12 protein-coding genes are annotated in these 13,593 nt (G+C 72.2%); 7 read left to right on the top strand and 5 right to left on the bottom strand.

Annotated features, from left to right (window positions below; all coding sequences use genetic code 11):
- Positions 1–338: 338 nt before the first annotated feature.
- Positions 339–3,071, top strand: coding sequence for a pyruvate dehydrogenase (acetyl-transferring), homodimeric type (gene aceE, locus ABZ128_RS21635; RefSeq protein ID WP_356850397.1), 2,733 nt, complete (start codon positions 339–341; stop codon positions 3,069–3,071).
- Positions 3,072–3,161: 90 nt separating this feature from the next.
- Positions 3,162–3,968, top strand: coding sequence for a potassium channel family protein (locus tag ABZ128_RS21640; RefSeq protein WP_356850398.1), 807 nt, complete (start codon positions 3,162–3,164; stop codon positions 3,966–3,968).
- On the opposite strand, the gene ABZ128_RS21645 is transcribed toward ABZ128_RS21640, so the two are convergent.
- Both ABZ128_RS21645 and ABZ128_RS21650 read right to left on the bottom strand, forming a co-directional pair.
- Complete coding sequence (locus ABZ128_RS21645) at positions 3,949–4,347, bottom strand: peptidase inhibitor family I36 protein (RefSeq protein ID WP_356850399.1); 399 nt, start codon at positions 4,345–4,347, stop codon at positions 3,949–3,951. The two genes, ABZ128_RS21640 and ABZ128_RS21645, sit on opposite strands and share 20 nt — an antisense overlap.
- A gap of 208 nt (positions 4,348–4,555) precedes the next feature.
- The gene (locus ABZ128_RS21650; protein ID WP_356850400.1) at positions 4,556–6,163 is read right to left on the bottom strand and encodes an MFS transporter; all 1,608 of its coding nucleotides are present in this window, start codon (positions 6,161–6,163) and stop codon (positions 4,556–4,558) included.
- A gap of 117 nt (positions 6,164–6,280) precedes the next feature.
- On the opposite strand from ABZ128_RS21650, the gene ABZ128_RS21655 reads away from it, so the two are divergent.
- The 3 genes from ABZ128_RS21655 (at position 6,281) to ABZ128_RS21665 (ending at position 9,238) form a co-directional block, all read left to right on the top strand.
- On the top strand, positions 6,281–6,937 hold the full coding sequence (locus ABZ128_RS21655; RefSeq protein WP_356850401.1) for a TetR family transcriptional regulator: 657 nt from the start codon (positions 6,281–6,283) through the stop codon (positions 6,935–6,937).
- 234 nt (positions 6,938–7,171) lie between these two features.
- The gene (locus ABZ128_RS21660; RefSeq protein WP_356850468.1) at positions 7,172–8,311 is read left to right on the top strand and encodes an alpha/beta hydrolase; all 1,140 of its coding nucleotides are present in this window, start codon (positions 7,172–7,174) and stop codon (positions 8,309–8,311) included.
- Between the two features lie 66 nt (positions 8,312–8,377).
- Positions 8,378–9,238 (top strand): DUF4429 domain-containing protein, encoded by an 861-nt coding sequence (locus tag ABZ128_RS21665; protein ID WP_356850402.1) that lies wholly within the window; start codon positions 8,378–8,380, stop codon positions 9,236–9,238.
- 95 nt (positions 9,239–9,333) lie between these two features.
- On the opposite strand, the gene ABZ128_RS21670 is transcribed toward ABZ128_RS21665, so the two are convergent.
- Together ABZ128_RS21670 and ABZ128_RS21675 are read right to left on the bottom strand one after the other, a co-directional pair.
- Positions 9,334–10,362, bottom strand: coding sequence for an aldo/keto reductase (locus ABZ128_RS21670; protein ID WP_356850403.1), 1,029 nt, complete (start codon positions 10,360–10,362; stop codon positions 9,334–9,336).
- Positions 10,359–10,739 (bottom strand): MerR family transcriptional regulator, encoded by a 381-nt coding sequence (locus ABZ128_RS21675; RefSeq protein ID WP_356850404.1) that lies wholly within the window; start codon positions 10,737–10,739, stop codon positions 10,359–10,361. The genes ABZ128_RS21670 and ABZ128_RS21675 overlap by 4 nt, the downstream gene beginning before the upstream one ends.
- Positions 10,740–10,791: 52 nt before the next feature.
- Between ABZ128_RS21675 and ABZ128_RS21680 the strand changes: the two genes are divergently transcribed.
- Positions 10,792–11,607 (top strand): serine hydrolase domain-containing protein, encoded by an 816-nt coding sequence (locus ABZ128_RS21680; RefSeq protein WP_356850405.1) that lies wholly within the window; start codon positions 10,792–10,794, stop codon positions 11,605–11,607.
- A 9-nt stretch (positions 11,608–11,616) separates the two neighbouring features.
- Here the strand turns inward: ABZ128_RS21680 and ABZ128_RS21685 are convergent, their stop codons facing one another.
- Positions 11,617–12,270 (bottom strand): pirin family protein, encoded by a 654-nt coding sequence (locus ABZ128_RS21685; RefSeq protein ID WP_356850406.1) that lies wholly within the window; start codon positions 12,268–12,270, stop codon positions 11,617–11,619.
- 80 nt (positions 12,271–12,350) lie between these two features.
- Here ABZ128_RS21685 and ABZ128_RS21690 point away from each other — a divergent pair, with 80 nt between their 5' ends.
- Complete coding sequence (locus ABZ128_RS21690; RefSeq protein WP_356850407.1) at positions 12,351–13,559, top strand: helix-turn-helix domain-containing protein; 1,209 nt, start codon at positions 12,351–12,353, stop codon at positions 13,557–13,559.
- The last annotated feature ends 34 nt before the right edge of the window (positions 13,560–13,593 follow it).

Below are 13,593 nucleotides of genomic sequence, written 5' to 3' on the forward strand. Positions count from 1 at the left end.
TCGAAACGGTGACGATTGCGGCCGTCTCGCCGCAACTTTCAGCCTTCCCGTGGGGGACTCTGGTGATTCATCCCACAGCATTCCAGGTCTTTAGGCCTTGCTTGATGACTTTCCTACCTGTTTGAGGGACGAACGCGCTTACGGACCGGGTGATCCCTCCTGGGCGTAGGGTGGCGATGGGGCCGAACGCCGCCGAGGCCGCCGAACCCCTGCTCGCCGCCGAATCGCCGCAGACTCGATTGATTACCCAGTGGTAGAGATGACGATGGGGAGCGAGCGTACGACCATGGGAGGCGGCGAAACCGAGGCAGAGCCTCCCCTGACAGCGAAGGAACAGCGTGGCTTCCGCATCCGATCGCAACCCGATCATCATTGGCGGCCTGCCGAGCCAGGTCCCGGACTTCGATCCTGAAGAGACCCGGGAATGGCTCGACTCCCTGGACGCCGCCGTCGACGAGCGGGGACGTGAGCGTGCCCGCTACCTGATGCTGCGGCTGATCGAGCGGGCCCGCGAGAAGCGCGTGGCCGTGCCCGAGATGCGCAGCACGGACTACGTCAACACGATCGCCACCAAGGACGAGCCGTTCTTCCCGGGCAACGAGGAGATCGAGCGCAAGGTCCTGAACGCCACCCGGTGGAACGCGGCCGTGATGGTCTCGCGTGCCCAGCGCCCCGGGATCGGCGTCGGCGGCCACATCGCCACCTTCGCCTCCTCCGCCTCCCTCTACGACGTGGGCTTCAACCACTTCTTCCGGGGCAAGGACGAGGGGGACGGCGGCGACCAGATCTTCTTCCAGGGCCATGCCTCGCCCGGCGTCTACGCCCGCGCCTATCTGCTGGACCGGCTCTCGGAGCAGCAGCTCGACGCGTTCCGGCAGGAGAAGTCGAAGGCCCCGTACGGTCTGTCCAGCTATCCGCACCCGCGGCTGATGCCGGACTTCTGGGAATTCCCGACCGTCTCGATGGGCCTGGGCCCGATCGGGGCGATCTACCAGGCCCGGATGAACCGGTACATGGAGGCGCGGGGGATCGCGGACACCTCCAGGTCACACGTTTGGGCGTACCTGGGCGACGGCGAGATGGACGAGCCGGAGTCGCTGGGCCAGCTGTCGATCGCGGCGCGCGAGGGCCTGGACAACCTGACCTTCGTGGTGAACTGCAACCTGCAGCGCCTCGACGGCCCGGTCCGCGGCAACGGCAAGATCATCCAGGAGCTGGAGTCGCAGTTCCGCGGTGCCGGCTGGAACGTCATCAAGCTCATCTGGGACCGCTCCTGGGACCCGCTGCTGGCGCAGGACCGTGACGGCATCCTGGTCAACAAGATGAACTCGACGCCGGACGGGCAGTTCCAGACGTACGCCACGGAGACCGGCGCGTACATCCGCGAGCACTTCTTCGGCGACGACCAGCGGCTGCGTGCGATGGTCGAGAACATGACCGACCAGCAGCTGCTGCACCTGGGCCGCGGCGGCCACGACCACAAGAAGATCTACGCGGCGTACGCGGCGGCCAAGGCGCACAAGGGCCAGCCGACGGTGATCCTGGCGCAGACGGTCAAGGGCTGGACGCTCGGCCCGAACTTCGAGGGCCGCAACGCGACGCACCAGATGAAGAAGCTGACGGTCGACGACCTCAAGCGCTTCCGGGACCGGCTGCACATCCCGATCACGGACGCACAGCTGGAGAGCGGCGCGCCGCCGTACTACCACCCGGGCCGCAACTCGCCGGAGATCCAGTACATGCACGACCGCCGCAGCTCGCTGGGCGGTTACGTGCCGACCCGTGTGGTGCGGGCGAAGCCGCTGCAGCTGCCGGACGACTCGGCGTACGCGGCGGCCAGGAAGGGTTCGGGGCACCAGTCGATCGCGACGACCATGGCGTTCGTGCGCATCCTGAAGGACCTGATGCGGGACAAGGAGATCGGCCGTCGGTTCGTGCTGATCGCCCCGGACGAGTACCGCACCTTCGGTATGGACGCGTTCTTCCCGAGCGCCAAGATCTACAACCCGCTGGGCCAGCAGTACGAGGCGGTCGACCGCGACCTGCTGCTCGCGTACAAGGAGTCCCCGACGGGCCAGATGCTGCACGACGGCATCTCGGAGGCGGGCTGCACGGCCTCGCTGATCGCGGCGGGTTCGGCGTACGCGACGCACGGCGAGCCGCTGATCCCGGTGTACGTCTTCTACTCGATGTTCGGTTTCCAGCGCACGGGTGACCAGTTCTGGCAGATGGCCGACCAGCTAGCGCGCGGTTTCGTCCTCGGTGCGACGGCCGGCCGGACCACCCTGACGGGTGAGGGCCTGCAGCACGCGGACGGTCACTCCCAGCTGCTGGCGTCGACGAACCCGGGCTGTGTGGCGTACGACCCGGCCTACGGCTACGAGATCGCGCACATCGTCAAGGACGGTCTGCGGCGGATGTACGGGCCGGAGGCGGAGGACGTCTTCTACTACCTGACGGTCTACAACGAGCCGATCCAGCACCCTGCGGAGCCGGCGAACGTCGACGTGGACGGCATCCTCAAGGGCATCCACCGGGTGTCCACGGGCGTGTCGGGCGCGATCGGGGCGCAGATCATGGCCTCGGGTGTGGCGGTGCCGTGGGCGCTGGAGGCGCAGCGGATCCTGGCCGAGGAGTGGAACGTCCGGGCGGACGTGTGGTCGGCGACGTCCTGGAACGAGCTGCGCCGCGAGGCCGTCGAGGTGGAGGAGCACAACCTGCTCCACCCGGAGGAGGAGCAGCGGGTCCCGTACGTGACGCAGAAGCTGTCGGGTGCGGAGGGGCCGTTCGTGGCGGTGTCGGACTGGATGCGGTCGGTGCCGGACCAGATCTCGCGCTGGGTGCCCGGGGCGTACACCTCGCTGGGTGCGGACGGCTTCGGTTTCGCGGACACGCGCGGTGCGGCCCGGCGCCACTTCCACATCGACGCGCAGTCGGTGGTGCTGGCGGTGCTGACGGAGCTGGCGAAGGAGGGCCGGATCGACCGTTCGGCGCTGAAGCAGGCCGTCGACCGCTACCGGCTGCTGGACGTGGCGGCCGCGGACCCGGGCACGGCGGGCGGCGACGCGTAGCGCTGCGGCGCTCGTGAGGGCGAGAAGGGTGGGCCGGGCTCCGCGCAAGCGGGGCCCGGTTTGCTTTACCTGTTCCTTACGATGCTGTGCATGAAGCAACCGTCCAGGCAGTCGCGGTGGGAGCGGCGCAGCCAGACCCCGCTGCTCGTGCTCGCCGTGGCGTTCGCCGTCGCGTACGCCGTGCCGATCGTCGCCCCCGATGCGGACGCGCGGGTGCACCGGGCGTGCATGGTGACCGAGTGGGTGGTGTGGGGGGCGTTCGCCGCCGACTACCTGATGCGGCTGGGCCTGTCGTCGGCGAAGAAGGCGTTCGTGCGGACGCACTGGCTGGACCTGGGGGCCGTCCTGCTGCCGATGTTCCAGCCGCTGCGGCTGCTGCGGCTGGTGTCCACGCTGCTGCTGGTGGGGCGGCGGGCCCGGATGGCCCCGCAGATCCGGCTGACCACCTATGTGGCGGGGGCGGTGGTCGGGCTGCTGATGTTCGGTTCGCTGGCCGTGCTGAGCGTGGAGCGGGACGCCCCGCACGGGAACATCAAGAACCTGGGTGATGCGGTGTGGTGGAGTTTCACCACCATGACGACCGTCGGGTACGGGGACCACTCCCCCACCACCGGTCTGGGCCGGTTCCTCGCGGTGGGGCTGATGCTGTCCGGGATCGCGCTGCTGGGTGTGGTCACCGCGAACATCGCGGCCTGGTTCATCTCCCGCTTCGAGCGCGACGACCGGGTGGAGCGGGCCCAGACAGCCGCGATCGCGGAACTGGCCGCGGAGGTACGGGCGCTGCGGGCGGAGGTCGCCCGGCTGGGTGGGGCCGCCCCGGGCGCGGGGGCCGAAGGGCCGGCCCGGACGCCCGAAGCGGCCCCGGCGGCGGGTACTGCTAGCGCTCCCACACCTTGAACGCCCTGATCAGGTAAGGCGATTCGGGCAGCCAGACCCCGTCGCCGGGGTAGGTCTGGAACTCTCCGGTCTCGGCGCACTCCGCGGACTGGTAGGTGGTCACCGGCCGTCCGGTGCGGTTGACGAGCGACTGGGCGGTGGCTCCTTCGGGCAGGGCGGTGCAGCTGTTGATGTCGAGGGTGCTGAGCTCACGGGTGTGCCGGGTTCCCTTGAACTCGGGCTTCGCCCACAGGCACAGCTGCCCGGTGGCGCAGGGCGGTGTCTTCGTCGGCGGCCCCGCGGCGTGTGCGGCGCTCGCCGTGCTCGGGATGAGGGCGGCCAGGGCGAGGGCGGTAGCGGCGAGGACGGTGGTCGTCCGTGTGGGGGAATGCGTGCGCATGAGGGGTCAACTCCTTGTGGACTGCGGGCCCCGGACCTCTTCCGAGAGCTTCCGGGCACCACGCTGACCTGCGGGGACGGCCGGGCGGAAGGGGCTGGGGGCGGGTCCATCCGGATAGGCGACAGCCCCGCCGGAAGCGTCCGGCGGGGCTGTGGCGGGCAGCGGGTTGACGCCCTGCGCCGCCTGCGCGGAGGGTGCGGGCGGGCGCTCAGATGTGGGCGGCGCCCGCGCCCGCGGCGGCGTTCTCGCCGCGCCTGGTGAAGCAGGCCACGAGGGCGGCGAGGACCGCGACGACGCCGGCGACGGTGAAGGCGGCGCTCATGCCGGACACGAAGGTGTCGTGCGCGACCTTGGTGATCGCCTCGGCGAGCTGCGCGGGGGCGCCGGGCGGGACGGGGGCGATGCCGACCTGGACGCCCTTCTCGGCGAGGTCGAGCTGCCCGGCGCCGAGCGGGGGCAGCTGCGCAGCCTGCCAGTTGTCCCCGAACGAGTTGCCGACCGTACGGGCCATGACGGCGCCGAGGACGGCGGTGCCGAGGCTGCCGCCGACCTGCATGGCGGCCTGCTGGAGGCCGCCCGCCACTCCGGACAGCTCCAGCGGGGCGTTGCCGACGATGACCTCGGTGGCGCCGACCATGACGGGCGCGAGTCCGACTCCGAGGAGGGCGAACCAGAGGGACATGGTGAGGGTGGCGGTGCCGGGGGTGAGCCGGGACATCCCGAAGCAGGCGACGGCGGTGGCGAGCATGCCCGCGACCAGCGGGATCCGGGGGCCGACGGCGGTGATGGCGGCGCCGGCCAGCGGTGAGCCGACGATCATCATGCCGGTCAGCGGCAGCAGGTGCAGGCCGCTGTCGACGGGGCTCATGCCGTGCACGTTCTGCAGGTAGAAGGTGACGAAGAACAGGCCGCCCATGAAGGCGAAGGCCATCAGCACCATGAGCACGGTGCCCGCGGACAGCGGCAGCGAGCGGAACAGCCCGAGCGGGATGAGCGGCTCGGCGACCTTGGTCTCCCAGACCGCGAAGGCGGTGAAGCAGATCAGGGACACGCCGAGGAAGACCAGGGTCAGCGGGTCGCCCCAGCCCCAGTCGGAGGCCTTGATCAGCGCCCAGACCAGGGAGAACATCGCGGCCGACAGCAGCACGACGCCCGGCAGGTCGAAGGAGCGCGGGGCGTTGTCGGCGCGGTGGTCGAGCAGGATGAACAGTCCGAAGGCGAGCGCGACGACGCCGACGGGCACGTTGATGAAGAAGACGGACTGCCAGCTGACGTTCTCCACGAGCAGGCCGCCGACGATGGGTCCGGCGGCGGTGGAGGCGCCGATGACCATGCCCCAGATGCCGATCGCCATGTTGAGCTTCTCGGCGGGGAAGGTGGCGCGCAGCAGGCCGAGTGCGGCGGGCATCAGCAGCGCGCCGAACAGGCCCTGGGCCACGCGGCAGCCGATGACCAGCTCGACGCTGGAGGACAGGCCGATGGCCGCGGAGGCGGCGGCGAAGCCCGTGATGCCGATGAGGAAGGTCTGGCGGTGGCCGAAGCGGTCGCCGAGCTTGCCGGCGGTGATCAGGGAGACGGCGAGGGCCAGCAGGTAGCCGTTGGTGATCCACTGCACGTCGGCGAGGGAGGCGCCGAGATCCTGCTGGATCGCGGGGTTGGCGACGGCGACGATCGTGCCGTCCAGGGTGACCATCATGACGCCGATGGCGACGGCGAACAGGGTCAGCCAGGGGTGGCCGCGCAGACCGGTCGGAGCCGGTCCCGGTCCGGGTGCCTTCTCGGGAACCCGGTCTTCGACGCTGATCTGACGAGTCATGCGAACAGGCTAATGACAGTCGCTGACACTTCACAGACGGCCCAACGGGGCAGCTGCTGTCAGGTCCGTCACAGGTACCCTGACCCCTCACTCAGCGTCAGAAAGGACCCCGCGGTGATGACGGACCAGCAGACCGCGCCGGCCTCGGCACCGGCCGGACTGCGCGAACGCAAGAAGCGGCGCACCCGGGACGCGCTGCTGCGCGCCGCCCTCCTGCTGTTCACCTCCCAGGGGTACGAGGAGACGACCGTCGACGAGATCACCGAAGCCGTGGAGGTCTCCCAGCGCACCTTCTTCCGGTACTTCGCCAACAAGGAGGAAGCCGCCTTCGCCGTGCAGGACCTGGTGGAATCGCACTTCCTGGCGGCGCTGCGGTCGCGGCCGGCCGCCGAGGGCCCGCTGGAGGCGCTGCGCGGTGCGGTGCTCGCCGCCTGGGACACCGTCGAGGAGGCACTGTCGGACGCGGTTCCGGTCGACCTCTACATGCGCACCTACCGGCTCATCGAGTCGACCCCGGCGCTGCTCGCCGTGCACCTGCGGCGCTCCACCGAACTGGAGGAGCGGATCGCCCGGCTGGTCGCGGAGCGTGAGGGCCTGGACGTGGATGCCGATCCCCGGCCGCGGGTGGCGGTGGCCGCGTTCAGCGGGGTGATGAGGGTCACCGGGCGGCTGTGGGGCCAGGGCGAGGACACCAGCGTGGCCGCGATCCGGCGGATGACCGAGGACTTCCTCGACCAGATCGGACCGGCGCTGGCCGCTCCCTGGCGGGGCTGAGCCGCGTACGGGAAGCCCGGCGCGGGCCGGTACCGGTTCCGCCCCCGGCTCGCGCGCGCCCCGTTCGGGGGTCCCACGATCGGCCGTGAACCCGGTCACCCGGGGCACGGTGCCCGGATTCGGTCTCATACCCTGGATGCAGTGAACGTGTCCGGCCCCGCCCCCTCCCCCCTCGGCGCTGATCCGCGCCCCGCCGTCCTGCGCGCCCTGCTCGCGCTGGCGGTGGTCTTCCTCATGCTGGCCACCACGGGCTGGACCGCCGTGCACCGGCCCGACGCCGGCAGCTCCCTGCGCGCCGCCGCACTCTCCGCCTGGGCCGCGGCGCGGATCGAGGGCCGGCCCCTGCCGCCCGCCGACGCACCCGTACGGACCGTGGCCCGCTTCTTCGCCGGTCTCGACGGCGCCCAGCGGGCCCGGCTCGCCGAGGGCTACCCGCTCGTCGTCGGCAACCTCGACGGCGCGCCCGCCGCGCTGCGCTACCGGGCCAACCTGCGCGCCCTCGAACAGGCCGCCCGCGCCGAGGAGTCACGCAGCCGGGACGTCGGCCTGAGTCCGGCCGACCGCAGCACGGCCGGGCGGCGGGCGCACCGCTTCGAGTCCCTGGCCCAGCCCGGCCGGCAGATCCTGGCCTTCGACCCGACGGGCGGCGGCCGCGTCGCCGAGGTCTTCGGCGATCTCGAACGGGCCGACCGGGTCTCGGTCATCGTGCCCGGCGTCGACACCGACGTCCTCACCTTCGAGCGCAGCCAGCGCCGTCTCACCGCACCCGTCGGCATGGCGCAGTCGCTGTACGAGGCCGAGCGCGCGGCGGCCCCGGCCGCCCGGACCGCGGTCATCGCCTGGGCCGGGTACACGGCTCCCACCGGGGTCGGCATGGACGCGGCCACCGGCCGGATGGCCATGGACGGCGCGGTCCGGCTGGAGTCGCTGGCGGCGGCCCTGCCCCAGGACGCGAGCGTGGCCCTGTTCTGCCACAGCTACGGCTCGGTGGTGTGCGGGGTGGCCGCGCACGCGCTGCCGAACTCCGTGAGCGACGTGGTGGTGGCGGGCAGCCCGGGGATGCGCGCGGGGTCCGTCGCCGAACTGGGCACCTCGGCCCGGGTGTGGGCCACGCGGGACGCCGGGGACTGGATCGCGGACGTACCGCACCTGGAGCTCGGCGGGCTGGGTCACGGGGCCGATCCGGTCTCCCCGGGGTTCGGGGCGCGCCTGCTGTCGGCGGCCGGGGCGCGGAACCACACCGGCTATTTCGAGCCAGGGACCGGCTCCCTGGACAACTTCGCCAAAATCGGAACCGGCGCATTCGGTTCCGTTGTCTGCGCGACCGGCGACGACGCCTGTCGGCGTGGAATTTCCTGGCCGGACGGCGAATGACACGTGTAGAGACGGGAAAACCGGGCTCTGCACCGAGGGGGACGCGTGGGGGCGCGTCCCTTTACCATGTGCCGCATGGGTGACGTACTGGCCGGAAACCATGCCGTCTGGGAGTTCGACTCGGACTCGGTGCTCATCCGCTTCGCACGGGGGATGCGAACGCCACGACTCTGGCACGCCCTCGGGGCCCGGCGGATCCCCTTCGAAGCGCTGTCCGGGGTGAGCGTCAGCGCGTCCGGGACCGGGGGGAGGCGCGAGCCGGTGGTGCTGCGCGCCCTGCCGCGGGCGGGAGCCGACCCGCTGATGGAGGCCGCCGCGGGACAGCTCCGGGAGGCCTGGGACCCGTACCGGCTGGTGCTCGCGGCGGACCGGGCCGGGCAGGCGGCCGCCTTCGCCGACGCCGTGCGCGGCCGGCTGGGACCGGATGCCTCCGAACCCGCGGGGCGCTTCCTGGTCGAGGTGGCGCAGCCACCGCTGCGGCTGAAGGCGTACGACGCGCGGGTGGCCTTCGACGGCTCGGCCGTAACGTTTCACTGGTCGCGTACCGGAGCCACCGGCACCAAGTGGAAGGCGGGCGACCAGCGTTATCCCCTGGCCGCCCTCAGCGGCGTGGAGTGGAGCTCCCCGGAGCGCCCCGGCGGCCACCTGCGCCTGCTCACCCGGGACACGACGGGCGACCCGCGCCCGGACCACGACCTGGCGGCGGCGGTGTTCCGGGCCGGGCACGGGGCGGTGCACGAATCCCTGCCGTTCGCGGCGGCGGTGCTGGCCGCGCTGCGCCGGGGCACCCCGGTGGCCGCGGTCCCGCAGCCCCGCGCGGGCGACGGCGACCGGCTGCACCACCTGGGCGAGCTGCACAGCGCGGGCCTGCTGACGGACGCCGAGTACGCGGCCCTGCGCGACCGCTTCACCGCCGAGGCCACGTAAGGCCGTGCCCCCGGATCATGCCGGGCCCGCGGGCTCCGGCTCCCTCCGCCCGGGTCCCTCCGCCCGGCTCACTAGGCCCGGCTCACTCGGCCCGGCTACAGGGAGCCGGTCTCGCGGCCGGCCGAGGTGAAGGACATGTCCGGGTAGCGGTCCCCCGCCACCTGGGCGGCGATCGGCTCCAGCAGGCCCAGTTCGGCCTCGGAGAGGGTGATCCGCGTCGCTGCGGTGTTCTCCGCGAGGCGGGACGGCTTGCGGGTGCCCGGGATCGGGACCACCGTCAGACCGTGCACCTGCGCCCGCTGCTGCACCCAGGCCAGCGCGATCTGCGCCGGGCTCGCCCCGTGCGCCCGGGCGACCTCCCGCACCGGAGCCAGCAGCGCCGCGTTGGCCTTGGCGTTGTCGCCGGTGAACCGGGGCTGGTGGCGGCGGAAGTCGCCCTCCGACAGGTCCGTCGCCGCATCCGCGAAGGCACCCGTCAGGAAGCCCCGCCCGAGCGGCGAGTACGGCACGAAGGCCACCCCCAGCTCCGCCGCCGCCCCCACCGCGCTGCGCTCCACGTCCCGGCTGAACAGCGACCACTCCGACTGGAGCGCCGCGATGGGGTGCACCGCGTGCGCCTCGCGCAGCTCGGCGCCCGTGACCTCGCTGAGCCCCAGGTGGCGCACTTTCCCCTCCTGCACCAGCTCGGCCATGGCGCCCACCGACTCGGCGAGAGGGACCGCGGGGTCCCGCCGGTGCATGTAGTAGAGGTCGATCACATCGGTGCCGAGCCGCCGCAGGCTGGCCTCCACGGCCTGGCGGATGTACGCCCGGTCGTTGCGGATGCCGCGGTGGTGCGGGTCGTCGGTGCGCTCTATGGCGAACTTGGTGGCCAGGGTGATCTCGTCCCGGTGGGCGGCGACGAACGGCGCGAGGAACTCCTCGTTGCGGCCGCGCCCGTAGACGTCCGCGGTGTCCAGCAGGGTGACCCCGAGGGCCAGCGCCGCCTCCAGGGTTTCGCGGGCCGCCGCCTCGTCGGTGTCCCCGTAGAACTCGCTCATGCCCATGCAGCCGAGGCCCTGGACGCCGACCCGCGGGCCGCCCTTGCCGAGTTCGGCCTGTTCGATGGTGGTGTGCTGCGTCATGCCCGTGCCGCCTTCCCCGTATAAAGATCGATCTTGAAGTCCAGTACGGCGAGCGCGTCGTTCAGCTCCGTGATCCGCGCCCGCACCTCGCGCCGGGTCTGCTCCAGCAGCTCCCGGCGCTGGTCGACGGTGTGCTCGCCCTCGCGGACCAGCTCGGCGTAGCGGACCATGTCCGCCACCGACATCCCGGTGGTCCGCAGCTTGCCCACGAAGGCCAGCCAGCCGAGGTCGTCGTCGGTGAACCGGCGCTGCCCCGAGTGCGAGCGGTCCACGTGCGGCATCAGGCCGATCCGCTCGTACCAGCGCAGGGTGTGCTGGCTCAGACCGGTCCGGGCCTCGACCTCGCTGATCGTGTACCGCGTCTGCGTCAGGCTCATGACCGACACGCTAAAACCCTGGAGTGCACTCCAAGCAAGTAGGCTCGGCGGCATGGAGAGTCTGCGGATCATCGAGAGCTGGCCGGTACCGAACGCTGCCGCGGCCGTCGTACGCGCCGACGGGAGCCTGGCCGGTTCCCACGGGCCGGTCGGCCACCGCTTCCCGCTGGCCTCGGTGACCAAGCCGCTCGCCGCGTACGCCGCCCTCGTGGCCTACGAGGAGGGGGCGATCGAGCTGGACGAGCCGGCCGGACCGGAGGGTTCGACGGTGCGTCACCTGCTCGCCCACACCAGCGGGCTGGCCTTCGACGAGCACCGCGTGATGGCCGCTCCCGGCACCCGGAGGCTGTACTCGAACGCCGGTTTCGAGGTGCTCGGCGACCACATCGCCAAGGCGACCGGCATCCCCTTCGCCGAGTACCTGCACCAGGCGGTCTGCGAACCGCTGGGCATGGCCGCGACCACCCTGGAGGGCTCCCCCGCCAAGGACGGCGTCTCCACCGTCGCCGACCTCGCCCGGTTCGCGGCCGAGCTGCAGGCGCCCCGGCTGCTCGACGTCCGCACGGTCGCGCAGGCCACGTCCGTGGTCCACCCGGGGCTCAAGGGCGTCCTGCCCGGCTACGGGCACCAGTCCCCCAACGACTGGGGGCTCGGCATGGAGATCCGCGACGGCAAGAGCCCGCACTGGACGGGCGCCTCCTCCTCGCCGCGCACGTTCGGCCACTTCGGGCAGTCGGGCACCTTCCTGTGGGTGGACCCGCAGGCGCGGGCCGCGTGCGTGGCGCTGACGGACCGCGCCTTCGGCCCGTGGGCCGTGGAGGCCTGGCCCCCGTTCACCGACGCGGTCCTCGCCGAGCTCGCGGGCTGAGCCCGGGCCCTACGGGAGTTCCCAGAGCAGCACTTCGGCCGGGGAGGCGGCGAGGAGCTCCAGGTGCTGCTCGCCGGTGATCCGCGCCGAGTCGCCCGGGCCGAGCTCCTGTCCGGCCAGGCGCAGGTCCCCCCGCACCACGTGCAGGTAGACCCGCTCGGCGGCCGGGACCGCGGTCCGCTCGCCGGCGCCCGGCCGGCGCACGTGCAGGACGGCTCCGGCCGCGGGGAGTGCGTACGGCTCCTCGTCGGCGATCTCCCGGACCAGTTGGTACGAGGGGTCCCCGCCCGCGGTGAGCGGCGCGAGCCACATCTGTACGAAGCGCAGCGGGACGGGGCCGTCGTTGCGTTCCACGTGGCGGGCACCGGAACCGGCGCCGAGGTGCTGGAGGTCGCCGGGCCGGACCAGGCTGCTCGTGCCGGTGGTGTCGCGGTGGGTGAGCTCGCCCTCGACCACCCAGGTCACGATCTCGGTGTGGCTGTGGGGGTGCTCGGGGAATCCGGCGCCCGGTGCGAGGGTCTCCTCGTTGCAGGCGAGGACCGGGCCGAAGCGCAGGTTGTCCGGGTCGTAGAAGGACCCGAAGGAGAAGGCGTGCCGGGTGGTGATGCCGGCGTCCGGATCGCCCCCCTCGTACCGGTCGGCGCCGCGGCGTACGTCAATCATGGGGGCCACCGTAGCCCCGGCCCGGGCCCCGGGAGGAGACCGGAGTCGGCGCCGCCGTCCCGATAAGGCAGTCTTGTCCCGTGCCTCAACCCGAACGTGAGCATTCCCCCGCGCATCCCGCTGCCGCGCATCATCCGCATGCCGCGACGCTGCGCCGGCTGGAGAAGTCCTCCGGCCGGCTCGCCGCCAACGCGATCGCCCGCATGGACGAGACCCTGCCGTGGTACCGGGCGATGCCCCCGGAGAACCGGTCCTGGATCGGCCTGGTCGCGCAGGCCGGTATCGCCGCGTTCACGGAGTGGTTCCGGCATCCGGAGACCCCGCAGGCGATCTCGACCGATGTGTTCGGGACGGCTCCGCGCGAGCTGACCCGGGCGATCACCCTGCGCCAGACCGTCGAGATGGTCCGCACCACGATCGAGGTCATGGAGGCCGCGATCGAGGAGGTCGCGGCGCCGGGCGACGAGTCGATCCTGCGCGAGGCGCTGCTGGTGTACGCGCGGGAGATCGCCTTTGCGACGGCCCAGGTGTACGCGCAGGCGGCGGAGGCGCGCGGGGCGTGGGACGCCCGGCTGGAGTCCCTCGTGGTCAACGCGGTGCTCTCCGGGGAGGCGGACGAGGGCGCGCTGTCGCGGGCCGCGGCGCTCGGCTGGAACTCGCCGGAGCACGTGTGCGTGGTGCTGGGCACGGCGCCGGAGGGCGACAGCGAGCTGACGGTCGAGGCGATCCGGCGGGCGGCCCGCCACCACAAGCTGCAGGTGCTGACGGGCGTCCTGGGTGATCGCCTGGTGGTGATCGCGGGCGGCAGCGACAACCCGCTCCAGGTGGCGAAGTCGCTGATCGGGCCGTTCGCGGCGGGGCCGGTGGTCGCCGGTCCGGTGGTGCCGGACCTGCTGAACGCGACGAAGTCGGCGCAGGCGGCGGCCGCCGGACTGAAGGCCTGCACGGCGTGGCAGGACGCGCCGCGGCCCGTGCTGGCGGACGATCTGCTGCCGGAGCGCGCGATCGCCTCGGATCCCTCGGCCCGCGAGCAGCTGGTGGAGGAGATCTACAGACCGCTGGAAGAGGCGGGGTCGGCTCTGCTGGAGACGCTGAGCGTGTACCTGGAGCAGGCGAGCAGCCTGGAGGGGGCTGCCCGGATGCTGTTCGTACACCCGAACACGGTGCGCTACCGGCTGCGACGTGTGACCGACGTCACCGGCTGGTCGCCGTCGGATGTCCGCTCGGCGTTCACGCTGCGGATCGCCCTGATCCTCGGGCGTCTGGCCGACGGAGATCAGCAGTCCTAGACTTTTGTCGGACATCAACAATTACCCCGACGGT

Source organism: Streptomyces sp. NPDC006326, assembly GCF_040612915.1.
Lineage (GTDB): Bacteria > Actinomycetota > Actinomycetes > Streptomycetales > Streptomycetaceae > Streptomyces.